The organism is Methylobacterium nodulans ORS 2060, assembly GCF_000022085.1.
Taxonomy (GTDB): Bacteria; Pseudomonadota; Alphaproteobacteria; order Rhizobiales; family Beijerinckiaceae; genus Methylobacterium; species Methylobacterium nodulans.
Genome location: NC_011894.1, coordinates 148,889 through 171,095 on the forward strand (window position 1 = coordinate 148,889; position 22,207 = coordinate 171,095).

The 22,207-nt window shown below is 70.7% G+C and carries 22 protein-coding genes; 12 read left to right on the plus strand and 10 right to left on the minus strand.

Translation table 11 applies throughout. The annotated features are described in order from the left end of the window. Positions 1–5: 5 nt before the first annotated feature. Positions 6–215: a type II toxin-antitoxin system HicA family toxin gene (locus MNOD_RS42535; RefSeq protein ID WP_015926896.1), complete on the plus strand. Its 210-nt coding sequence runs from the start codon at positions 6–8 to the stop codon at positions 213–215. A 54-nt stretch (positions 216–269) separates the two neighbouring features. Beyond that, complete coding sequence (locus MNOD_RS00645; RefSeq protein ID WP_015926897.1) at positions 270–686, plus strand: type II toxin-antitoxin system HicB family antitoxin; 417 nt, start codon at positions 270–272, stop codon at positions 684–686. Between the two features lie 105 nt (positions 687–791). Here the strand turns inward: MNOD_RS00645 and MNOD_RS00650 are convergent, their stop codons facing one another. The 4 genes from MNOD_RS00650 to MNOD_RS00665 form a co-directional block, all read right to left on the minus strand. After that, positions 792–1,589 (minus strand): substrate-binding domain-containing protein, encoded by a 798-nt coding sequence (locus MNOD_RS00650; protein WP_015926898.1) that lies wholly within the window; start codon positions 1,587–1,589, stop codon positions 792–794. A 148-nt stretch (positions 1,590–1,737) separates the two neighbouring features. Further along, positions 1,738–2,937, minus strand: a complete 1,200-nt coding sequence (locus MNOD_RS00655) for an osmoprotectant NAGGN system M42 family peptidase (protein ID WP_015926899.1) — start codon at positions 2,935–2,937, stop codon at positions 1,738–1,740. Positions 2,938–2,939: 2 nt separating this feature from the next. Continuing rightward, entirely contained in the window at positions 2,940–4,649 is a 1,710-nt protein-coding gene (gene ngg, locus MNOD_RS00660; RefSeq protein WP_015926900.1) for an N-acetylglutaminylglutamine synthetase, read from the minus strand. Positions 4,650–4,652: 3 nt separating this feature from the next. Next, positions 4,653–6,425 carry an N-acetylglutaminylglutamine amidotransferase gene (locus MNOD_RS00665; protein ID WP_015926901.1) on the minus strand — a complete coding sequence of 591 codons (1,773 nt, stop codon included), beginning with the start codon at positions 6,423–6,425 and terminating at the stop codon, positions 4,653–4,655. 211 nt (positions 6,426–6,636) lie between these two features. Here MNOD_RS00665 and MNOD_RS00670 point away from each other — a divergent pair, with 211 nt between their 5' ends. Together MNOD_RS00670 and MNOD_RS00675 are read left to right on the plus strand one after the other, a co-directional pair. Next, entirely contained in the window at positions 6,637–7,047 is a 411-nt protein-coding gene (locus MNOD_RS00670; protein ID WP_244424635.1) for a response regulator, read from the plus strand. 306 nt (positions 7,048–7,353) lie between these two features. Beyond that, positions 7,354–10,383 (plus strand): PAS domain S-box protein, encoded by a 3,030-nt coding sequence (locus tag MNOD_RS00675; RefSeq protein WP_015926903.1) that lies wholly within the window; start codon positions 7,354–7,356, stop codon positions 10,381–10,383. 321 nt (positions 10,384–10,704) lie between these two features. Here the strand turns inward: MNOD_RS00675 and MNOD_RS00680 are convergent, their stop codons facing one another. Together MNOD_RS00680 and MNOD_RS00685 are read right to left on the minus strand one after the other, a co-directional pair. Further along, the gene (locus MNOD_RS00680; RefSeq protein ID WP_015926904.1) at positions 10,705–11,250 is read right to left on the minus strand and encodes a CoA-binding protein; all 546 of its coding nucleotides are present in this window, start codon (positions 11,248–11,250) and stop codon (positions 10,705–10,707) included. Between the two features lie 113 nt (positions 11,251–11,363). Beyond that, complete coding sequence (locus MNOD_RS00685; RefSeq protein ID WP_015926905.1) at positions 11,364–12,146, minus strand: enoyl-CoA hydratase; 783 nt, start codon at positions 12,144–12,146, stop codon at positions 11,364–11,366. Between the two features lie 110 nt (positions 12,147–12,256). On the opposite strand from MNOD_RS00685, the gene MNOD_RS00690 reads away from it, so the two are divergent. The 4 genes from MNOD_RS00690 (at position 12,257) to MNOD_RS00705 (ending at position 14,815) form a co-directional block, all read left to right on the plus strand. After that, the gene (locus tag MNOD_RS00690; RefSeq protein ID WP_015926906.1) at positions 12,257–12,694 is read left to right on the plus strand and encodes a PaaI family thioesterase; all 438 of its coding nucleotides are present in this window, start codon (positions 12,257–12,259) and stop codon (positions 12,692–12,694) included. 177 nt (positions 12,695–12,871) lie between these two features. Beyond that, on the plus strand, positions 12,872–13,333 hold the full coding sequence (gene rplM / locus MNOD_RS00695; protein ID WP_015926907.1) for a 50S ribosomal protein L13: 462 nt from the start codon (positions 12,872–12,874) through the stop codon (positions 13,331–13,333). Position 13,334: 1 nt separating this feature from the next. Then, positions 13,335–13,823 (plus strand): 30S ribosomal protein S9, encoded by a 489-nt coding sequence (rpsI, locus tag MNOD_RS00700; protein ID WP_015926908.1) that lies wholly within the window; start codon positions 13,335–13,337, stop codon positions 13,821–13,823. A gap of 185 nt (positions 13,824–14,008) precedes the next feature. Continuing rightward, entirely contained in the window at positions 14,009–14,815 is an 807-nt protein-coding gene (locus tag MNOD_RS00705; protein WP_015926909.1) for a trypsin-like serine protease, read from the plus strand. Between the two features lie 90 nt (positions 14,816–14,905). On the opposite strand, the gene MNOD_RS00710 is transcribed toward MNOD_RS00705, so the two are convergent. The 4 genes from MNOD_RS00710 to MNOD_RS00725 all read right to left on the minus strand — a co-directional run bounded on the left by MNOD_RS00710 (position 14,906) and on the right by MNOD_RS00725 (position 18,342). Beyond that, a complete protein-coding gene (locus MNOD_RS00710; protein ID WP_015926910.1) occupies positions 14,906–15,454 on the minus strand; it encodes a prolyl-tRNA synthetase associated domain-containing protein in 549 nt (182 codons plus the stop codon). After that, on the minus strand, positions 15,451–16,407 hold the full coding sequence (locus MNOD_RS00715; RefSeq protein WP_015926911.1) for a threo-3-hydroxy-L-aspartate ammonia-lyase: 957 nt from the start codon (positions 16,405–16,407) through the stop codon (positions 15,451–15,453). The genes MNOD_RS00710 and MNOD_RS00715 overlap by 4 nt, the downstream gene beginning before the upstream one ends. After that, on the minus strand, positions 16,407–17,180 hold the full coding sequence (locus MNOD_RS00720) for an enoyl-CoA hydratase (protein WP_015926912.1): 774 nt from the start codon (positions 17,178–17,180) through the stop codon (positions 16,407–16,409). The genes MNOD_RS00715 and MNOD_RS00720 overlap by 1 nt, the downstream gene beginning before the upstream one ends. A 412-nt stretch (positions 17,181–17,592) precedes the next feature. After that, entirely contained in the window at positions 17,593–18,342 is a 750-nt protein-coding gene (locus MNOD_RS00725) for a phosphatase PAP2 family protein (RefSeq protein ID WP_015926913.1), read from the minus strand. Between the two features lie 197 nt (positions 18,343–18,539). Here MNOD_RS00725 and MNOD_RS00730 point away from each other — a divergent pair, with 197 nt between their 5' ends. From MNOD_RS00730 to MNOD_RS00745, 4 genes are all read left to right on the plus strand, one after another. Next, positions 18,540–19,466 carry an alginate O-acetyltransferase AlgX-related protein gene (locus MNOD_RS00730; RefSeq protein ID WP_015926915.1) on the plus strand — a complete coding sequence of 309 codons (927 nt, stop codon included), beginning with the start codon at positions 18,540–18,542 and terminating at the stop codon, positions 19,464–19,466. Between the two features lie 55 nt (positions 19,467–19,521). Beyond that, positions 19,522–20,508 (plus strand): glutathione S-transferase family protein, encoded by a 987-nt coding sequence (locus MNOD_RS00735; protein ID WP_015926916.1) that lies wholly within the window; start codon positions 19,522–19,524, stop codon positions 20,506–20,508. Between the two features lie 193 nt (positions 20,509–20,701). Continuing rightward, a complete protein-coding gene (locus MNOD_RS00740; RefSeq protein ID WP_015926917.1) occupies positions 20,702–20,914 on the plus strand; it encodes a ferredoxin in 213 nt (70 codons plus the stop codon). Continuing rightward, positions 20,907–22,205: an NAD(P)/FAD-dependent oxidoreductase gene (locus tag MNOD_RS00745; protein WP_015926918.1), complete on the plus strand. Its 1,299-nt coding sequence runs from the start codon at positions 20,907–20,909 to the stop codon at positions 22,203–22,205. Before MNOD_RS00740 ends, MNOD_RS00745 begins: the two co-directional genes overlap by 8 nt. The last annotated feature ends 2 nt before the right edge of the window (positions 22,206–22,207 follow it).

Consider the following 22,207-nt stretch of genomic DNA (forward strand, 5'->3'; position numbering starts at 1 on the left):
CGACGATGTCGGGTCGCAAACGTAGTCGGAAGACACGCGATGTAATTGCCGCCCTGTTCAAAGACGATTGGGAATTATATCGCAAAGGCCCGGGCGATCATATTCAATTCAAGCATCAGAATAAGCTCGGCAAGGTTACTGTTGACAACGGCGAGCCGGAAATCCCCACAGGGACGCTTCGTAACATCTACAGGCAGGCCGGCTGGGAGTGGTAATCTCCTCTGTGCCGCCTGCGACCGCCCGGAATGGGCAGAGCCAGGGGCAAGGGTATGGCCCGTATCGTTATGCTGATTCACGAGGAAGGGGGCGTCTACGGCGCCTCCTTTCCTGACTTCCCCGGCGCGACGACCGTCGCGGGAGATCTGGACACGCTCTACACCAAGGCCGCCGAGATGCTGGCCTTCCACGTCGAGGGCATGGTCGAGGACGGGGACGAGATCCCGGTCCCGCGCACCCTGCAGGAGCTCCGGGAGGACCCTGTCTTCCGGGAAGATGCCGAGGGCGCAATCATCGGCCTCGTGGAGGTCGAGCTGCCCGGCAAGGCGGTGCGCGTGAACATCTCCATTGAGGAGAGCATCCTACGCCGCATCGACCGCGCCGCCGAGACGGCGGGCGAGACCCGCTCGGGCTTCCTCGTTGCCGCCGCGAAGGCACGTCTCGCGCAGACCAGCGGCGTCAGCCGGTAGAGATCGACAGTGCACTAAGCAGAATTGCCTAAGACAATTCTGCTTAGGCTCTTGTTTTTGCATCATTTTCTCCGCCGAACCGGTGACCACTTCGGCGAATGACGCTTAGCGCTCGATCGGCACCGCGCCGAAGCTGCGGATGACCTCGTGCGCCGTGGCGGCCTGTTGCGCGAAGCTGACGAAGCGGGAAGCGGCGGGCGGCAGCTGCCCGTTCATGTGGACGAAGGCGAGTTCGCCCGCGCTCGGATAGCCGGGATCGGTCGGGAGCCGCCCGTCGATGGCGAGAACCCGGGTTCCCACCTCGAGCGTGCGGCTGTAGGGGCCGAAGCCGATCGCCCCCTCGACCAGACGCACCGTCTCGATCGCCTCCTGGGTCGAGACCGCGGTCTTGGAGCGTTCGGTGATGACGAGATCGGCCCAGCCCGGCATGCTGGCGCGCAGGATCCGCAGCGTGCTGTCGGCCTCCTCCCGGCGCACCACGCGGATGCGCAGGTCGGCGCCGCCCACCTCCTTCCAGTTCGTCACCCGGCCGGCATAGATGGCCAGGAGCTGGTCCGCAGTCAGCCCCGCGACCCTCGCGCTCGGGTGGACGAAGATCGCGGAGGGAAGCCGGGCGATCGGCGTGTAGACGAGACCGCGGGCGGTCTCCGCCTCGGTGAGCCGCCGCGCCACGCGGGCGAGCGGCGACTTCCCCGAGCCGACCGCCGCGATTCCCCCGTCCGACCCGATGCTGGGCGGCACGGCGATCTCAAGGCTCGCATCGGCCTCGTGCGCGCTGGTCCCGAGGGCCCGCAGCAGATCGATCCCGTCCCCGGTCCCGACGACGGCGAGCTCGGCAGCGAGGCTTGGGCGTGCGAACAGACAGGCCGCAAGGGCCAGGGCGAGGCGCGGGGCGGACGGCATGGCGGGTGCTGCGGTTCGGAGGAGCCTGCGGGCAAGGCTGCGCGCCCACGGTAAAGATTGGCTCACCGCCAGCGGACGGATCAGGAATTTTTGCCGATACCGGACCCGACGGCCGGATCTCGGCGGCCGCGCCCCGACCCGGCCCGGCTCAGCCGGGGAGGATCGTGTCCTCGACCATCTCGCTTGCCGGATCGGCGCTCTCGCTCTCCTGGCGCGGGAAGCCGGCGAGCGGTCCGAGAGGCTTCACGTCGCGGCCGAACAGAACGTCGCTCTGCAGGTACAGGCAGGAGAGCTCCGCGAGCGAGCGCAGGGCATTCACATGCGTGCGCTCGTAGCCGTGCGAGGAATCCACGCCGAAGCAGATCAGCGCGGTGCGCAGATCGTTGCCGGCCTCCAGCGCCGAGGCACTGTCGCTGCGGTAGTACCGGAAGGCGTCCCGCTCGTAGCGGATGTCGTTGGCCTCGCAGAGCTCGATCAGCCGGCGCGTCAGGTGATAGTCGAACGGGCCGGCCGAATCCGCCATGCAGATCGTGACGCCGGATTCGCGGCTCGCCTGGCCGGGCGCCACGGTGCCGTTGTCGATCGTCACCATCTCGGCGATGTCCCCATGCAGCACGGAGGATGCCCCGACGCCGATCTCCTCGGCGATGGTGAACAGCATGAAGGTATCGACCGTCGGCTTGCGGCCGGCATCCGCCATGGCCTTCATGGCCGCGATCATCACGGCGACGCCCGCCTTGTCGTCGAGATGGCGCGAATTGAGGTAGCCGCGCGGCGAGAATTCCGGATTCGGATCCACGGCGACGAAATCGCCGACGTTGAAGCCGAGCCGGCGCAGGTCCTCCACCCGATAGGAGAAGGCGTCGACCCGCATCTCCACGTTGGTCCAGTCGACCGGCTGGGTATCGACCTCCTCGTTGAAGGTATGGCCGGAGGCCTTCAGCGGCAGGATGGTGCCGCGGTAGCTGCCCTGATCGGTGAAGATCGTGCAGCGGGCGCCCTCCGCGAAGCGGGCCGACCAGGTCCCGATCGGCACGAGCGCGAGACGGCCGTTGTCCTTGAGCTGCTTGACCATCGCCCCGAGCGTGTCGAGGTGCGAGACCATGGCCCGCGCCGGCCCCGGCCCGGCGCCCTTGAGGGTCGCCCGGATGGCTCCGCGCCGCGTCAGCTCGAAGGGCACGCCGAGCCGCTCCAGCTCGCGCCCGCAGAAATGCACCGCCTGATCGGTGTAGCCCGTCGGGGACGGGATCTCGATCAGGCGCTTGAGGAAGTCGAGCATGTAGTCGACGTCGATCCGCATCGGCGCGGATGCGATCGCCGCGGACGCGGCCGCGAAGGGCTTGTTCACGATCAATGCCTCCGGACCCGCGCGGCGGCGATCGTCTGGGGAAACAGCATGTCGACGAAGCGCTCGGCCGTCGGCTGGGGCTCGTGGTTGGCGAGCCCGGGCCGCTCGTTGGCCTCGATGAACCAGTGTTCGGGCCCGCGGATGTCCGGGACCATCAGGTCGAGCCCGACCACCGGAATGTCGATCACCCGTGCGGCCTTGACGGAGGCCGCCACGAGCTCCGGGTGAATCGCGTCGGTGACGTCGTGGATGGTGCCGCCGGTATGGAGATTGGCGGTGCGCCGCACCAGGAGCGTGGCGCCGGCCGCCGGCACGTCGTCGAGGCTGTGACCGGCCCGCTCGACGCAGCGCCTGGTCTCGTCGTCGAGCGGGATCCGCGACTCGCCGCCCGTCGCGGCGGCCCGCCGCCGGCTCTGCCGCTCGATCAGCTCGCGCACGCTGTGCCGCCCGGTGCCGACCACCTGCGCGGGCCGGCGGATCGCCGCCGCCACCACCTTGAAGTCGATGACGATGACGCGCAGGTCCTCGCCCTCCACGAATTCCTCGAGCAGGACCGTGTCGCAGACGCGCTTCGCCTCCGCCACCGCCGCGCTCACCTCCTCGGGCGTGGTGAGATTCACGGCGATGCCGCGGCCCTGCTCGCCGCGGGCCGGTTTCACCACCACGGCGCCGTGTTTCTTGAGGAAGGCGCGGGCCGCCGCCTCGTCGGTGGCGACGCCCTGGTCGGGCACGCGCAGGCCCGCTCCGGCGAGAAGGCGCCGGGTCAGGGCCTTGTCGTCGCAGATCGTCATCGCGGCGGCCGAGGTCGCCGAGGAAAGGCTCTCGCGGCAGACGAAGCTGCGCCCGCCATGGGAGAGGCGGAACAGCGAGGTCGGCTCGTCCACCACCTCGACGGTGATCCCACGCCGGCGCGCCTCGTTGGTGATGATCTGGGCGTAGGGGTTCAGGGCCCCATCCGGCGAGGGCCCGATATAGAGCTTCTCGTTGAAGGAATTCTTGGTCTTGATGGTGAAGACCGGCAGCCGGACGAAGCCGAGCTTCTCGTAGAGAGCGATCGCCTGCGCGTTGTCGTGCATGACCGACAGGTCCATGACCTCGCGCCCGCGCGCCCGAAAATGCCCGGCGAGCGCCCGCACCAGCCCCTCGCCGACGCCCGGATGCGGCGTCTGCGGATCGACCGCGAGGGACCAGAGCGAGGAGGCGTTCTCGGAATCGCCGAAGGCCGCCACGTGGTCGATGCCCGTTGCCGCGCCGAGGATCGCGCCGGTCTGGGAATCCTCCGCGACGAGGTAGGTCAGGACCCCGTCCTCCCGGGGCGGCCACGCGAAGGCCGGGTCGATCTGCACCATGTGGCGGGCGCGGCAGATGCGGTTGATCTCCGCGATGTCGGCCGATCCCGTCACCGGCCGCACGCGGAATCCCTGCGGCGCTCCGGCCGCCGCGTCGAAGCCGCGCAGGTCGAGCCGGTAGGCGTGCGACGGGTCGAGGAACAGCTCGGTCGGGGCGAGCGCCAGCACCACATGCGGCTCGGCGACGTAGAAGGCCACGTCGCGCCGGCCCGGCTGCTCCTGGAGCAGAAGGTCGACGAGGTCCGCCGGATCGCGGAAGGTCTGGCCGAAGATCAGCCGTCCCCAGCCGCACTCGACGGCGACGTTGGCCGCCGCGGGGGCGGATTGTTCGGCAGAGGACGGCATCGGGATGGGATTCGCCATAGTTCAGATCGCGTGGGTCTGGAGCCAGAATTCGAGCAGCGCGACCTGCCAGAGCTTGGAGCCGCGCAGCGGGGTCATGTGGGCCTCGGGCTCGGCCAGCAGCCGGTCGACATAGGCCCGGTTGAACAGGCCGCGCTCGCGGGCGACCGGCTCGTTCAGGACGTCGCGCACGAGATCGAGGAAGGGCCCGCGCAGATACTTGAGCGCCGGCACCGGGAAGTAGCCCTTCGGGCGGTCGATCACCTCCGAGGGCACGACCCGGCGGCCCGCCTGCTTGAGGATGAACTTGCCCCCGTCCCGGATCTTGAGATCGGCGGGCACCCTCCCTGCGAGTTCGACGAGATCGTGGTCGAGGAAGGGCACGCGGGCTTCGAGCCCCCAGGCCATGGTCATGTTGTCGACCCGCTTCACGGGGTCGTCCACCAGCATGATCTCGGTGTCGATGCGCAGCGCCTTGTCGATCGGCCGCGGCGCGCCGGCCCGTGCGAAATGCGCCTCCACGAAGGCGCGGCTGACATCGCCGTCGACCAGGCTCGGCGACAGCGCCTCCCGCATCTCGGCGTGGTCGCGGTCGAAGAAGACGCGCGCGTAATCCGCCACCGCGTCGGTCGATTGCATCATCGGCGGATACCAGTGATAGCCGCCAAAAATCTCGTCGGCCCCCTGCCCGCTCTGCACGACCTTGACGTGCTTCGAGACCTCCTCGGAGAGGAGATAGAAGCCGACCGCATCGTGGCTGACCATCGGCTCGGACATGGCCGCGACGGCCCCGTGCAGCGCCGGCAGGGCGCGCGCCGAGTCGATGCGGATGCGGTGGTGGTCGGTGGCGAAGCGCTCGGCGATGATGTCGGAATAGGTGAACTCGTCGCCCGCCTCGCCGCCGACGCTCTCGAAGCCGATCGAGAAGGTCTTGAGGCCCCGCTGCCCGGCCTCCGCCAGCAGCGCCACCACGATCGAGCTGTCGAGGCCGCCCGAGAGCAGCACGCCGACCGGCACGTCGGAGACGAGCCGGCGCTCCACCGCCTTGCGCAGGGTGGCGAGGACCGCCTCGCACCAATCGCTTTCCGTCATGTGGCGGTCGTCCGGCCGCTCAGTCACGACGGCCTCCCAGTAGGTCTCCTGCCGGCGCCGTCCGTCCGGCTCGATCGTGATGATCGTCGCCGGCGGCACCTTGCGCACGCCCTTCAGGATGGTGAGGGGCGCAGGCACCACCGCATGGAAGCTCATGTAGTGGTGGAGCGCCGCGGGATCGATCGAGCGGTCGAGGTCGCCGGCGGCGAGAAGCGCCGGCAGGCTCGACGCGAAGCGCAGGCGAGAGCCCGATTCCGCATAGTAGAGAGGCTTGATCCCGAGCCGGTCGCGCGCGATGACGACGCGTCCGCTGTCGCGCTCCCACAGCACGAAGGCGAACATGCCGTAGAAGCGCTCGACGCAGCGCGGCCCCCAGGCGTGATAGGCCTTGAGGATCACCTCCGTGTCGCCCTCCGAGAAGAACGCGTATCCTTTCGCGCGCAACTCCTCGCGCAGGCTGCGGAAATTGTAGATGCAGCCATTGAAGACGATGGCGAGGCCGAGCCCCGGATCGACCATCGGCTGCTGCGAGGCCGGGCTGAGGTCGAGGATGCTGAGGCGCCGGTGCCCGAAGGCGATGCCGCCCTGCGCAAAGCTGCCGCCGGCATCGGGGCCCCGCGCCCGGAGCGGCACGGCCATCGCCGCCACCGCCGCCGCGTCCGGCGGGGCGCCGTCCAGCCGGATTTCGCCGCAGATTCCGCACATGCCGTCACACCCCGTCCCGTTCCAAACCAGAGGGCGCCCGCACGCAATCCTCCGGCGACCGTGCGATGCCCGGGCCGAAACAGCGCTGCCGTTGGGGCGCGGTGGGCCAATGCATGGCGCCGGACGAGGTTCCGCCGAACGGCGGGCTGCGGAGCCGGAACGGCCGTCTCTTCCGGGAGTCCGGCAGAGCCGATAGGATCACCGCTCATCAGTGCGAGGCTGGCGTGAGATGGGCGGCGGACGGGTGGAGAACGTGCTGGTCGTCGAGGACGAAGTGCTTCTCCTCGATCTCGTGACGGCGGAACTGGAAGATGCCGGGCTCACCGTCCTCCAGGCCGACAACGCCAATGCCGCGCTCGGGATGCTGGCCACCGATACTCCCGTCGATCTCCTGTTCACGGATATCCGCCTTCCCGGCCCGATGGACGGCTGGACCCTCGCCGAGGCCGCCCTGAAGCTGCGGCCCGGCCTGAAGGTGATCTATGCGACGGGCTTCGCCGGCGACGCCCCGCGGCTGGCACCGGGCAGCCTCTTCTTCACCAAGCCCTACCGCCCCTCCGCGGTCATCGCGGCGATCGCGGCATTCGGGACGGCTGAGCCGCCGAGTCCCGCAGTCCCCTGACCCGGTGCCTGCCGTCGATTAGGACGTCTCCACCGGATCGTGGCCGAATGCCGCCGGGCCCTGCGGCGCAGCGGCGTTTCCCGCGGGTCTGTTCATCCCGGGCTGCAGTTCCGCGGTCGGGAGTTCGAAGCTAGACTGTCGCGGCAGAGCGCTTGATATGCCTTCATTTAGATTGTGCGCAATCGAAATCCTTGATATTACCGCGACCACCGGGTCAGGGGGCAGACCCGACGCCAGCCGCGACGAGTCCCGAATCGGCGCAACGCCGCGCCAGCGCAGCGGGAGGTGAATGGGTTGGATGATGGAATGGCGCGCGCCGGGATGAAGGCGTCGACCGAGACTCCCCTCGATCGGATCGACCGGTTGCGCCCATCGACCCGGACGCCCGGCACGCGGCGCAGCGCGTGCGCGACCCTTCTGATCGGCGTGAGCGGGCTCACGGGCTGGGCTGGTGCGGCAGTGGCCGGCGAGTCATCCGCGCTGCCGGCGGGCTGGTTCGGGCCGGCCCTGGGGATCGGCCTCGCGGCCGCCGTGGCGGCCGCTGCCGCGGCGGGTGCTGCCGCGGCCGCCGCGATCGTCCTTTGGCGCGGCCGCGCGCAGCGGGCCTCGGGGGCCGGTGCGCGGGTCGGCACGGGGCCACCGGCCGCGGCGGCAGCGGCCTCCGGACCGGAAAGCCGCGTCGATGCCGCCCGCACCGCCGCCCTCCTCGGCAAGACCCTCGACTGCATGGATCAGGGCGTGATCCTCGTGGGCCCGGACCGCACCGTGCAGGTCGCCAACCGGCGCGCGCGCGAGTGGCTCGGCCTGTCCGAAGCCTTCATCGCCAGCCGGCCGAGCTACCGCGAGGTCCGGGCACTGGCCCGGCGCAGCCCGCACTGGGGATCGCTCGTCGCGGATACGCCCCTGCAGCTCTCGGAGGACGATCCGGCCGCGACGCATACGGTCGCCGAGCGGCGCAATGCCGAGGGCACCGTGCTGGAGATCCGCACGGTCCGCACCGAGGATGGCGGCCTGATCCAGACGCTGACCGACATCACCGAGCGGCGCAGTGCGGAGGACCGCTATCGCCTCCTGGCCGAGAACGCCACGGACCTGATCTCCCTGCAGTCGATCCGGGGCGGCACGAAGACCTACGTCTCGCCCTCTGCGCGCGCCGTCGTCGGCTGGGAGCCCGAGGAGTTCGCGCAGCTCACGCTCGCGCAGCAGCTCCATCCCGACGACCTCGCGCGCGTGAAGCGCGAGGCCGCCAGCCTCACCCCGGATGCGCCGCGGCGGACGAGCGAGTACCGCTTGCGGCACAAGTCCGGCCACTACGTCTGGGTCGAGTCGACGCTCCTCCTCACCAAGCCCGGCACGCCGGACGAGGCCCTGATCATCGCCTCGCGCGACGTCACGGCCCGGCGGGCCGCCGACGACGCGCTGCGCGAGAGCGAGGCGCGCCACCGCCTCCTGGCGGAGCGGACGGGCGACGTCATCGCCCGCGCCGACCTCGACGGCACGCTGCGCTACCTGTCGCCGTCCGTGGAGCCGGTGACGGGCTACGCGGCCGACGCGCTGCTCGGCCGCTCCGCCATGGCCCACGTGCACCCGCAGGATCGCCGGACCGTGCTCCACCGCTACGCCGCCCTCGTCGCCGCAGGGCCGGGGGCGCGCGCGAAGTTCGAGTACCGGGTGCGTCACCGGCACGGCCACGACGTCTGGCTCGAGGTGAACCCGACGGTGCTCTACGACGAGGCCACCGGCGTCCCTCTCGGATTCGTCGACGTCGCCCGCGACGTCACCGCCCGCAAAGCCGTTGACGCGGAACTCGCCGCCGCCCGCGAGCAGGCCGAGGCCGCGCGCGTCCATGCGGAGCTCGCGAGCCAGGCGAAGACCGACTTCCTGGCCTCGATGAGCCACGAGATCCGCACGCCGCTGAGCAGCGTGATCGGCTACACGGAGCTGCTCCTCGACGATCCGGATCTGACCGAGGGCCAGCGCCTGCAGGCTTCCCGGATCCGCTCGGCCGGCTCGGCCCTGCTGACGGTGGTGGACGACATCCTCGATTTCTCGAAGATCGAGGCCGGTCAGGTCGATCTCGACCTGATGCCCTTCGCGCTTCATGGCCTGATCGAGAATGCGGTCGCCATCGTGCGCCAGCTCGCGGAGCGCAAGGGGCTGGAGATCCGGGTCGACATCGATCCGGCCCTGCCCCAGACCCTGGTCGGCGACCAGAACCGCCTGCGGCAGATCCTGCTCAACTTCCTCAACAACGCCCTCAAGTTCACGCGGCGCGGCCGGGTCGTGCTCGCGGTCGCGACGGCGGGCAGCACCGATCGCGGCTGGCCGATCCGGGTCTCGGTCACGGATACGGGCATCGGCATCGCACCCGAGCAGCAGGCCCGGCTGTTCAAGCGGTTCACTCAGGTGGACGGGTCGATCCGGCGCGAATTCGGCGGCACCGGGCTCGGCCTCGCCATCTCCAAGAAGCTCATCGAGCTCATGGGCGGGGCGATCGGCGTGGTGAGCGCCCCCGGCGAGGGATCGACCTTCTGGTTCGAGGTGGTGCTGCCCGAGGCGAGCGCCGCGCCCGCCCCGGCCGAGGCGCCGCTGGCCCGCCCGGTGCGGCCGGCGCGGATCCTCCTGGTCGAGGACCTGATCGTCAATCAGGACCTTGCCCGCGCGGTTCTGGAGCGGGCCGGCCACATGGTCGATGTCGCCAATGACGGCCTGGAGGCGATCGCGGCCGTGCAGGCCAAGGACTACGACCTCGTGCTGATGGACGTACAGATGCCCGGCATGGACGGGGTGACGGCCACGCGGCATATCCGGGCGCTTCCCCAGCGGGTCTCGCTCATCCCGATCATCGCCATGACGGCGAATGTCCTGCCGGCGCAGGTCAGCGAGTTCCGTGCGGCCGGCATGAACGATCACCTGGGCAAGCCGTTCCGGCGCGACGAGCTGCAGGCGGTGATCGACCGCTGGATCGGCGAGGGAACCGTGGCTCCGCACCCTGGCGCCGGGGCTGCGGCGGCGGTGGACCGCCGCGTCTACGACGACGTCGTGGACCTGCTCGGCCCGGACCGCCTCGCCCATTTCCTCGACGAGCTCGCCCGCGAGATCCGCGACCGCCTGAGCGATGCCCGGCTCGCCGCGGACGATCCGCAGCGCCTCGCCCGCGACGCCCACAGCCTCGTGGCCTCGGCGGGCACGCTCGGCTTCTCGGAACTGTCCGGGCTGTGCAAGCAGCTGGAGGAGGCCTGCCAGTCCGGCGCCTCCGGGGACCTGCTGGCGGCGGTCCGCGCCAGCCGCGACCGGGCGCTCGACGAGATCGAGCGGTTGCACACGGTGGCCTAAATCGAACCAATCGAACCTAACCTAACGTGGGTGGAAGCCGCCCCGCTCCTCATGCTGAGGTGCGCGTGAAACGCGCCTCGAAGCACACCTGACCGCGCGTCCAAGATCCGGGTGGCCGGGAGCACCGATCCGGGGTGCTTCGAGGCAGCCTGCGCGATCTTCGATCGCCAGCACCTCAGCATGAGGGCCGGGGTTGGCTGCCACAGCCGGGAGCGCTCTTCTGCCGGGTTCATCCGTCAGGGTCGGCAAGGCCGGTAGTGGAGCCGATCCGGTTTCCGGACGATCGTTCGGAGACCGCATCTCCATGCTCGTGTGGGGCGGTCAGCGCTTCTCGATGGTGAGCTTCTGAAAGCCCCTGGCGGCGAGCTTCGGCCGCTTGGCGCTCAGGATCCGGGAGTTCACGCCGGTCCAGCCGATCTCGCCCGAGAGACGTCCGTACTCGATCTTCGGGCAGCGGTTCATCACGACGGTGATGCCACGGGCCTCCGCCTTCGCCGCCGCCGCGTCGTTGCGCACCCCGAGCTGCATCCAGATCACCTTAGGCAGCGGATCGAGCGCCAGCGCCTCGTCGACGAGGGGACCGGCCGCCTCCGAATTGCGGAAGATCTCGACCATGTCGACCGGGCGGCCGAGCTCCGACAGGCGCCCGACCACGCGACGCCCGAGCAGCTCCTGGCCGGCGAGGCCCGGATTGACCGGGATCACGTCGTAGCCGCGCTCCAGCAGGTACTTGGTGACGATCCAGCTCGGCCGGGCCGGGTTCGCCGAAGCCCCCACCAGCGCGATGGAGCGCACCGACCGCAGAAGGCCCCGCAGGTGCTCGGTGTCGTAGTCATCGTGACGGGCGGCATTGGAGACGTCGGGCATGGCGGATCCGAAACGCGGGGCGGCAAGAGGGCCTGCTCAAGAGGGCCTGCTAGAGCAAAATCCGGCTCGGTTGAATCGGATTCTGCTCCGGGTCCCGGCCGCGCCCGTCCCGGCTACCCCTTCCGGTTCAGGAAGGCGGCGATCCCCTCCTCCGCCGCGCGCGCCAGCATGTTCTCGGTCATGACCCGGCCCGCATGGGCATAGGCTTCGGCGAGCGGCATCTCGACCTGCTCGTAGAAGGCGCGCTTGCCGACCCGCACCGTGTAGGAACTGCGGGCCGCGATCCCGGCGGCGAGCGCCTGCGCCTCCGCGAGGGCCGTGCCGGCAGGGACCACCCGGTTGACGAGGCCGAGATCCTTCGCCTCCGCCGCCTCCACCATCTCGGCGGTGAGCAGCATCGCCATCGCGGCCTTGCGCGACAGGTTGCGCGAGAGCGCCACCATCGGCGTCGAGCAGAACAGCCCGATCTGCACCCCCGGCGTCGCGAACCGGGCCTCCTCGCCGGCCACCGCGAGGTCGCAGCTCGCCACGAGCTGGCAGCCGGCCGCCGTCGCCACGCCCTCCACCGCCGCGATCACCGGCTGCGGCAGGGCCGGGATCGCCATCATCACCTGCGAGCAGAGGTCGAATAGGGCGGCAAAGCGCGCCGCCCCGCGGTCCGGCTCGGTCCGGTAGGACGTCATCTCCTTGAGGTCGTGGCCCGCACAGAAGGCCGGCCCCTCGGCGGCGAGCACCACCACCCGGATCGTCGTGTCCTCGGCGAGGCGGGCGAATTCCTCGCGCAAAACCGTCAGCAACGCCGCCGACAGGGCGTTGCGTGCCCGCGGGCGGTTCAGGGTCAGGGTCGCGATGCTGTCATGGTCGCGGCGGGTGAGCAGGGGGGCGGTCTCGTCCATCGTAGGCGCGGGCTCCGGAGCAGGTCGGCCATTGTCGGGCGGCCGGCGCCGTGCTGCAAGGCGGCCGTGCGTAAGCGCGCGTGAGCGCGCCTGACACGGACCCGGAGCCCATGCCGACAGACAGCCTGATGAGCCGCGAGGCGGTGATCGCCTTCCTCGACGAGGTCTTCCCGCAGATCCACCATGGCGGCCCGGGTCCGGTCATCGAGGCGGTGGGGCCGCTCTCGGCTACCTTGCGCCTGCCCTATCATAAGCGGCATCTGCGGCCGGGCGGCACGATCTCGGGCCCCGCCATGATGGCGCTCGCCGACCTCGCGCTCTATGCGGCGATCCTCGCGAATATCGGCCCGGTGGCGCTCGCGGTGACCACCAATCTCTCGTTCAACTTCATGCGCAAGCCGGCCCCCCGCGACCTGATCGGCGAGGCGCGGCTGATGAAGCTCGGCCGGCAGCTCGCGGTCGGCGAGGTGCTGATCCGCAGCGAGGGAGAGACCGCTCTCGTCTGCCACGCCACCGGCACCTACGCGATCCCGCCGCGCAAAAGTTAGCGGTATCATATTACCTCAACGGCGAACCCCCTCGACCCGCTTGCTTTTTTCCGGGCTTCCTCACCCTGAAACCGATTGACGGCGCCCCCGGCGTCGCGTAGACAGCCGCCATCGCCGCTGCGCACCTTAGCGCGGCGGCGTCCTGTTTCTGAAGAAAGCTCTCGGGATTCCAGCGCGATGAAGACCTTTTCGCTGAAGCCCGCCGACGTCGAGAAGAAGTGGGTGATCATCGACGCTGAGGGCCTCGTGGTGGGCCGTCTCGCGTCGATCGTCGCGATGCGTCTGCGGGGCAAGCACAAGCCTCAGTATACGCCCCACGTCGATTGCGGCGACAACGTCATCGTGATCAATGCGGACAAGGTGAAGTTCACCGGCCGCAAATACGATCAGAAGGTGTACTACCACCACACCGGCTATCCGGGCGGCATCAAGGAGCGCTCGGCGAAGTTCATCCTCGAAGGCCGGTTCCCGGAGCGCGTGGTCGAGAAGGCGGTGGAGCGCATGCTGCCGCGCGGGCCGCTGTTCCGGAAGATCCTCGGCAATCTGCGGGTCTACAAGGGCTCGGAGCACCCCCACGCCGCCCAGCAGCCGGAGACGCTCGACGTCGCCGCTCTCAACCGCAAGAACGTGAGCGCGTAAGATGGCGACCCTTCAGTCCCTCGCCGATCTCGGCCAGGCCAACAAGGCGGCTCTCGCCACGGCCGACACCGAGGCCCCGGTCCACGTCCAGAAGCTGGACGCGCAGGGCCGTGCCTATGCCACCGGCAAGCGCAAGGACGCGGTCGCCCGTGTCTGGATCAAGCCCGGCGCCGGCACCATCACGGTCAACGACCGCCCGGTGGACACCTACTTCGCCCGTCCGGTGCTGCGGATGATCCTGCAGCAGCCGCTCCACGTCGCGAACCGCGTCGACCAGTACGACATCGTCGTGACGGTGACGGGCGGCGGCCTCTCGGGCCAGGCCGGCGCGGTGCGCCACGGCCTCGCCAGGGCGCTGACCTACTACGAGCCGGAGCTGCGCTCGCCCCTGAAGCGCGAGGGCTTCCTCACCCGCGACCCGCGCGTCGTGGAGCGCAAGAAGTACGGCCGCAAGAAGGCCCGTCGCAGCTTCCAGTTCTCGAAGCGCTGACGGACCGATCCCGGTTCAGGCATGCGAAGGGCGGCTCGGGCATCCGGGCCGCCCTTTTTGCTGGCCGCGCAGGCCGTCCTGTTGGCGCGGCTCCGCCAAGTCCGCGCGCCGGGTTGATCGGGGGGCGTGACGGCCTAGGTCAGACATGCGAGGCTGCCGCACCGCTCCTGGGGATTGCCACGCGCATGGGACGCATGACGTGCATCGTCGCCGCAGCGGCGCGCCGCCTCGCTGTGGCCCGGTCGCTCCTGATCGCGGGCGGTCTCGCCGCGAGCCTGCCCGCGCAGGCCATTGAAGGCGGTGTGCCCGCGAGCGCGCGGGACGCGCTCGCCCGTGCGACGGTGGCGCTCGGCACGCTCAACCAGTCCGGGGACAACATCCAGATCACACGCTGCTCGGGCGTGCTGATCAGGCGGGATCTCGTCCTGACGGCCGCCCATTGCGTCGGAGAGAGCCCGCTCGGCGCGGTCGTGGTGTTCTATCGCGGGAGCAAGCCGGTCGGCCCGGCCTATCGGGCCGCCGCGGTCTCGCGCTTCGCGGTCGCCCGCGACGGGGCGGAGGCGGGCGACCTCGGCATCAACCTCACGGCCCTGTCCCTCGACATCGCCGTGCTGCGGCTCGCCGCCCCGGTGCGCGACCGGGCCCCGTTGCCCGTGGGCCGCGCCGTTCGCCGCTTGCCCGGCCATCTGCTGATCGCCGGCGTCGGCCTGTCGGGCGGCGCGCCCGGTACGCTCAAGACCGCGCGCCTGACGCCGCTCGCCGTCACAGAGAGCGGCCTCACCTTCGCGCGGGCGGAGGGCGCCCTCGTCTGCCTCGGCGATTCCGGCGGCCCGGTCGTCACCGGCGGCGGTGGCGGCGTGCGGCTCTGGGGCGTGGCGAGCGCCGTCATCACCTCGACGCCGCCCTGCGGCAGCCTCGTGGTGATCGCCCCGGCGGGCCGGCGCCTCAGCGCGGAACGGGGTCCGGTCCGCGCGGCGCTTCTGCGGCGCTAAATAGAAACTGAGGTGCGTGGAAGCCGCTCATCCAGCCGCGGTTTCATCCATCAGGGTCGGCCCGGCCGGTGGTGATCTGAGGTTCCCGCATCAGCTGTGGACGGAGATCTCCGCCCTGCCCTCCTCCGGCTCCGGCTGGGGCTCCGGAAGGGTCATCACGCGCGGCGCGTGGCCGGTCGCCTGCAGGAAGCGGATCAGGTCGCCCGGCGCGATCGCGGTGGTGGCCGCATTGTGGAGCGGGTGGAAGTTGACCGGATCGTGCGCCATCAGGGCGGCGTCGAGGATCACGCTCACGAGGCCGTCCCGGTCGTTGAGCAGGCCGAAGGGCGTCACCGAGCCCGGCCGGACGCCGAGCACGGCGTGAAGCTGCTCGGCCGAGCCGAAGGACAGACGGCCGCTGGCGCCGATCGCCCCATGCAGGCGCTTGAGATCGATGCGGGCCTCGGCCTCGGCCACAACCAGGAACAGCTGGCCGCGCCTGTCCTTCAGGAAGAGGTTCTTCGAGTGGCCGCCCGGCAGGCCGGCCTTCAGATCGCGCGACTCGGCCACCGTGTGGACCGGCCGGTGCGCGACGGTGCGCACCGGGATGCCGAGATCGGCGAGATACGCGAGGAGATCCTCAGGGGTGACCGGGCTCATGCGGCGAGAAAACGGGCGAGCGCGGCCGGATCGACGTTGCCGCCGGACAGGATCACGCCGACGCGCTTGCCCGCAACCGGCACGATGCCCTCGAAGGCCGCCGCCGCGGCGAGGCAGCCGGTCGGCTCGACCACGAGCTTCATCCGCTCGACGAAGAAGCGCATCGCCGCAACGAGCTGGGCGTCCGAGACGGTGACGATGCCGGTCACCTCGCGGCGAATGATCGGGAAGGTGTGCTGCCCGAGATGGGTGGTGAGCGCGCCATCGGCGATCGAGACCGGGACCGGGATGCGCACGATCTCGCCCCTGGCGAGCGACATCTGCCCGTCATTGCCGGCCTCCGGCTCGACCCCGTAGATCGCGGCCTCGGGCGCAAGCGCGCGGGCCGAGAGCAGCGAGCCCGCGAGCAGCCCGCCCCCGCCGAGGCAGACCAGGATCACGTCGAGGGGGCCGGTCTCCTCGATGAGCTCCTTCACGGCCGTTCCCTGGCCGGCGATCACGTCCGGATGGTCGTAGGGCGGGATCACGGTCAGGCCGCGCTCCTCCGCGAGGCGCCGGCTCACCGCCTCGCGGTCCTCGGTGTAGCGGTCGTAGCGCACCACCTCGGCCCCGTATCCTTCCGTCGCCGCGACCTTGATGGCGGGCGCGTCGTGCGGCATCACGATGACGGTCGGCGCCCCCTGGAGCGCGCCCGCATAGGCGATGGCCTGCGCGTGGTTGCCCGACGAGAAGGCGAGGACGCCGCGCCGCCGCTCGGCCTCGCCGAGCGCCGCGATGGCATTGTAGGCGCCCCGGAACTTGAAGGCGCCCGCGCGCTGCAGCGGCTCGGCCTTGAAGTAGAGCTTCGCGCCCGTGCGGGCATCGGCCGTGCGGGAGGTGAGCACGGGGGTGCGATGCGCGACCCCGGCGAGGCGGCGAGCCGCCGCCTCCACATCCGCATAGGTGATCGTCATCAGCGGTGCTCGAAGTTGGGCTTGCGCTTCTCCAGGAAGGCCGCCATGCCCTCCTTCTGGTCGGCGGTGGCGAAGAGGCCGTAGAACAGGCCGCGCTCGTAGCGCACGCCCTCGGCCAGCGTGGTCTCGAAAGCCCGGTCGACGCAGTCCTTCGCCACCATCACAGCCGGCAGCGACATCGACGCGATGGTCTCGGCGGTCTGCCACGCCTCGGCCAGGAGGTCGGCGGCCGGCACGATCCGGGCCACGAGGCCGGCGCGCTCGGCCTCGGCGGCAGCCATCAGGCGCCCGGTGAGGCACAGCTCCATCGCCTTGGCCTTGCCGACGGCCCGGGTCAGGCGCTGGGTGCCGCCGGCCCCCGGGATCACCCCGAGCTTGATCTCCGGCTGGCCGAACTTGGCGGTGTCGGCGGCCAGGATGAAGTCGCACATCATGGCGAGTTCGCAGCCGCCGCCGAGCGCGTAGCCCGCGACGGCGGCGATCATCGGCTTGCGCCGCCGGCCGACCCGGTCCCATTCCCCGAAGGGGTCGGCGACGAAGAACTCCGGGTGGGTGCGGTCGCGCATTTCCGGAATGTCGGCACCTGCCGCGAAGGCCTTCTCGGAGCCGGTGAGGATGATGCAGCCGATGCCTTCGTCGCGCTCGAAACCGTCGAGCGCCGCGTTGAGCTCGGCGATGAGCGGCCCGCACAGCGCATTGAGCTGCGCCGGCCGGTGCAGGGTGATGAGGGCCACCCGCCCGCGCGTCTCGACCCGGATGTTCTCGTATTCCACCATGCGCCTCCCGCTTCGCCCCCGCCCCCGGCCGGAGAATCGTCTAAATAGAAACTGACGTGGGTGGAAGCCGCCCCGCTCCTCATGCTGAGGTGCTGCGTAGCAGCCTCGAAGCACGCCGAACCGGTGCTCCCAGCCACCACAGCCTCGGACCAGCGGTCAGGCGTGCGTGCCGGCTGATGCCGGCCAGAGGCTCCGTGCGATCTGCGATCGCCAGTGCGATGTGCGATCGCCAGCACCTCAGCATGAGGAGCGGGGTTGACTGCCATGAGCGGGAGCGCTCAGTCAGCCGGCTTCATCCCTCAGGGTCGGCAAAGGCCGGTGGCAACCGAAACCAATGGTCATTGGACATGATCGTTGGTTTCGCTCTCGGATTTTCACCAAAGAAGAGCCCGGGCGGGCACCGCAAGGCTCACGCGGGCGGCGGCGGATCGGGCGCCTCGACCACCTGCTGGCGCTGGAGCTGGAGGGCGACGAACCAGCAGAGCGACGCCCAGGCGGCGCCGATGCACCAGCCGGCGAGCACGTCGCTCGGCCAGTGCACCCCGAGATAGACCCGGCTGATGCCGACGAGGAGCGTCGTCACCACTCCGAGCGCGAGCACGAAGGCCTTCACGCGCCGCCCCCGCGAGATGCGGGCGAGCAGGATCGCCAGGGTGAGATAGGCCACCGCCGACAGCATGGCGTGGCCGCTCGGGAAGCTTGCCGTGAAGGTCTCCATGCCGTGGGGCACGAGATCGGGCCTCGGCCGCTGGAAGAACAGCTTGAGCCCCGTCGAGAGGATCTCGCCGCCCCCGACCGAGGCGGCGACGAGGATCGCCGCCCGCCAGCGCCGCGTGCCCGCGAGATAGAGGACCACGCACGCGGTGACGTAGACGATGCCGAAGACGCTGCCGAAGGCCGTGATGTCCCGCATCGTCTCCGGCAGCCAGCCCGGCCCGATCGGCCGGGCGAGATCGTCGGGCCGGCGCAGCGCCAGGAGCAGCTTCTCGTCGAGGCCCTTGGTGTCGCCCTCGGCGACCTCGCCCGCCACCTTGAAGAAGCCGAACCCGAACAGGCTCACGGCCAGGAGCGAGGCGAGCGGGCCGACCTCGTTGAGGCGCAGGCGGCGCCACAGGGCGGTGGCCTGGCTCCGGATCGGCAGGCGCGCGAGCCGGCTCATCGGCCGGCCTCCCCGGCGGAGCGGAACGGCGCGAGGGCGGCCTCGTCCCTCTCAAGGGTGAGGATCGGGGGAGCGTGCGGCATCGTTGCTGCGAGATGGCGCACAGGGCCGGCCTTGTCCATCCGGCTCCCGCGTCGCGGCGACACGAGGCGGCGCGGCCGCTGTTCAGGCGCGCCCGGGGCCGCTACAGCGCCGGCATGACCCATGACGGCAACGCGGTTCACATCGGGCGGGACGGCTGGCTCTTCCTCGTCGGCGGCACCAATCAGGTGCTCCGTCAATACCGGGCGACGCCCTGGGCGGCTTGGCGCCTGTGGCGCTGGCAGCGTCTGATCGAGCGGCGCGCGGCGCGCGCGGCGGCGCTCGGCCTGCGCTTCCATCAGGTCGTGGTGCCGGAGAAGATCAGCATCTACGAGGATCGGCTGGACGGCGTCGCGATCGATCCCGCCCTGTCCCCGGCCCGCCGCCTCGGGCAGCGCATGGCGCGCTCGCCGGCCGCGGGCAGCTGGATCGACCTCGTCGGGCCGATGCGCGCCGCGCGGGACGAGGGCCGGCCGCTCTACCTGCGCACGGACACGCATTGGACCGAGCGGGGCTGCCAGCTCGCCCATGCGGAGATCATGCGGGGGCTCGGGGCAAAGCCGCGCCCGGATCTCGCCGAGCGGCCCTACCAGGACATCCAGGCCGTGCTCGACCTCGGCCGGAAGCTGCCGTCCCACCCGGTCGAGACGGTGCGGATGGTCCATTACCTGCGCGACGCGCGCCGCGTCGAGGCGAATGCACTCCTCGAAACCTTCGAGACGCAGGGCCGCGCGATGGAACTCCATGTCGGCGCCCGGGCGGTGTTCCGCAACGACAGCCCGCAGGCCGATCCGCGCCGGCTCGTCCTGTTCGGCGATTCCTGCGCGCATTTCGGGTCGTTCTTCCTCACCGCCCTCCTCGCCGAGAGTTTTCGCGAGGTGCATTTCCTGTGGTCGGCGAGCCTCGACTGGTCCTACGTGGCGCGGCTGCGCCCGCACCTGCTCCTCGTCGAGATGGCCGAGCGCTTCCTGGCCCGCCTCCCCGACGACCGGTTCGACAGCGAGGCCGTCGCGCGCCAGAAGCTCGACCGCGAGCGCCGCTGAACGCTGGCAAAGCCGGCCGCCCGATCCATGTCATGCGGGACCTCGGGAGGACCGCATGGGGCTGCTCGTCAACGGCGTCTGGCAGGAAAGCTGGTACGACACCAGGGAGACCGGCGGACGCTTCGTGCGCAAGGAATCCGCGTTCCGCAACTGGGTGACCGCGGACGGGGCGCCCGGCCCCACCGGCAAAGGCGGCTTTCCGGCGGAGGTGGGCCGCTACCACCTCTACGTCTCGCTCGCCTGCCCGTGGGCTCACCGCACGCTGATCGTGCGTGCGCTGAAAGGTCTGGAGGAGGCGGTCTCGGTCGCGGTGGTCGATCCGCATATGGGCGCCGAGGGCTGGGTGTTCGGCGACACGCCCGGCGCCGGCCCCGATACCCTGAACGGCGCGAGGCGCCTCTCCGAGATCTATCTCAAGGCCGATCCCGGCTATACGGGCCGCGTCACCGTGCCGGTGCTCTGGGACAAGGCGCGCGGCACGATCGTCTCGAACGAATCCGCCGAGATCATCCGGATGCTCAACGGGGCCTTCGGCGCCCTCGGCGCCACCGGCCCGGACCTCTACCCCGCCGATCTGCGCGAGGAGATCGACGCCCTCAACGCGCAGGTCTACGACCGGGTCAATAACGGCGTCTACAAAGCGGGCTTCGCGACGACCCAGGACGCCTATGCGGAGGCGGTGACGGCCTTGTTCGAGGAACTCGATCGCCTCGAGTCCCGCCTCGATCGCGGACGCTATCTGTTCGGGCCCCGCCTGACCGAGGCGGATATCCGCCTGTTCACCACGCTGGTCCGCTTCGATCCGGTCTATGTCGGGCACTTCAAGTGCAACCTGCGCCGGATCGCCGATTATCCGAACCTTTCGGGCTATCTGCGCGACCTCTACCAACATCCGGGCATCGCCCGGACCGTGAACCTGACGCACATCAAGCGCCACTATTACGAGAGCCACTCGACCATCAACCCGACCGGGATCGTGCCGCTGGGGCCCATCCTCGACTACGACGCGCCGCACGGGCGAGCTGGGCGCTTCGCGGCCTGACGGCGAATTGGTGCCCTGACGGCGACTTGGTGGCCGATCGTAACCTTTGCGGCGGCGCGACGAATCCGCCCGTGCAAGAACCGGACGGCGCCCCTGCGGCGTTGTCGGCTTTGCCGATGCTGCACTGCGGTGCGCAGGCGCGCTGCAGCGCAGTTGCGCCCTGCAACGCAGCGCCCGGACGTGGAGGAATGCCATGCGCGTCGTCGTCGACCTGAACCGCTGCCAAGCCTATGCCCAGTGCTGCTTTGCGGCGCCCGACAGCTTCGCGCTGCATGGCATCGAGGTGCTGGTCTACGATCCGGCTCCGCCGCCGGAGCGACGCCGGGAGATCGAGCGGGCGGTCCAGGCCTGCCCCGTGCGGGCGATCATGCTGGAGGTCGAGCCGGAGGCCGAGCGCCATGACTGAGCCCGGGATGACCGAGCCCGGGCGGACCGTGATCGTCGGCGCCTCGCTGGCGGGGCTTCGCGCCGCGGAGGCCCTGCGGCACGGGGGCCATCGCGGTCCGATCACCCTGGTGGGCGACGAGCCCTACCTCCCCTATGACCGGCCACCCCTGTCGAAGCGCGTGCTCACCGGGGAGGAGCGCCCCGACCAGATCACCCTGCCGTCGCGCCCGGGCCTCGATCTTAGTTGGCGGCTCGGCGCCGCCGCCGTCGGGCTCGATCTCACGGCCCGCGAGGTGGCGCTGGCGACGGGTGACCGGATCGCCTTCGACACGCTGCTGATTGCCACCGGCACCCGGGCGCGGCCCTGGCCGAAGCCGGAGGAAGCCGCCCTCAAGGGCGTCCACGCGATCCGCCACCGGGACGATGCCGAGCGCCTGCGCCGGGCCCTCGCCGCCTCGCCGCGGCGGGTGCTGATCATCGGGGCGGGCTTCATCGGCTGCGAGTCGGCCTCCGCCTGCCGCGCGATCGGCCTGCCCGTGACGGTGATCGATCCCAATCCGACGCCGCTCGCCTCGGTGCTCGGCACGCGGATCGGTAGCGTCGTCGCCGGGATGCTGGGCCGAGCGGGTGTCGATTACCGTCCGTCCACGCGCGTGGAGGCGCTGGAGGCGGATGCGGAGGGCCGGGTCCGCGCGGCCCGCTTCGTCGGCGGCGGCGCGATCGAGGCCGACATCGTCATCGTGGCCCTCGGGGCGGTGCGCAACACCGAGTGGCTCACCGGATCCGGCATCGCGGCGGATCCCGGCGGCGTCTCCTGCGACGGCTTCTGCCGCGTTCTCGACCGGGCGGGCCAGCCGGTCGACGGCGTGGTCGCGGCGGGCGACGTCGCGCGCTTCCCCCACCCGCTCATCGAGAACGGACCCGTCGCCTTCGAGCATTGGGGCCATGCGGTCGCCCAGGCCGCGCATGCGGCCCGCACGCTGCTCGGCCGTCACGACCGGCCCTATGCCGAGCTTCCGGCCTTCTGGTCGACCCAGTTCGACGTGAACATCAAGTCGGTCGGCCTGACGAACGGCGCCGACAGCGTTGCGGTCACGCAGGGCAGCCTCGCCGAGCGCCGCTTCGTGGCGGTCTACGGCCGGGCCGGACGCACGGTGGCGGCAATCTCTTTCGATTCGACCCGCTGGCTCCCGGCCTATGCGGCCCGCATCGAGGCCCGCGACGCCTTTCCCCCGATCCTCGGCGCGACGGACCAGGGCCGCGTCGCCCCCGCCGATCCCGGTTTCCCGTCCCGTCCGGCGCGAGCCTGAGA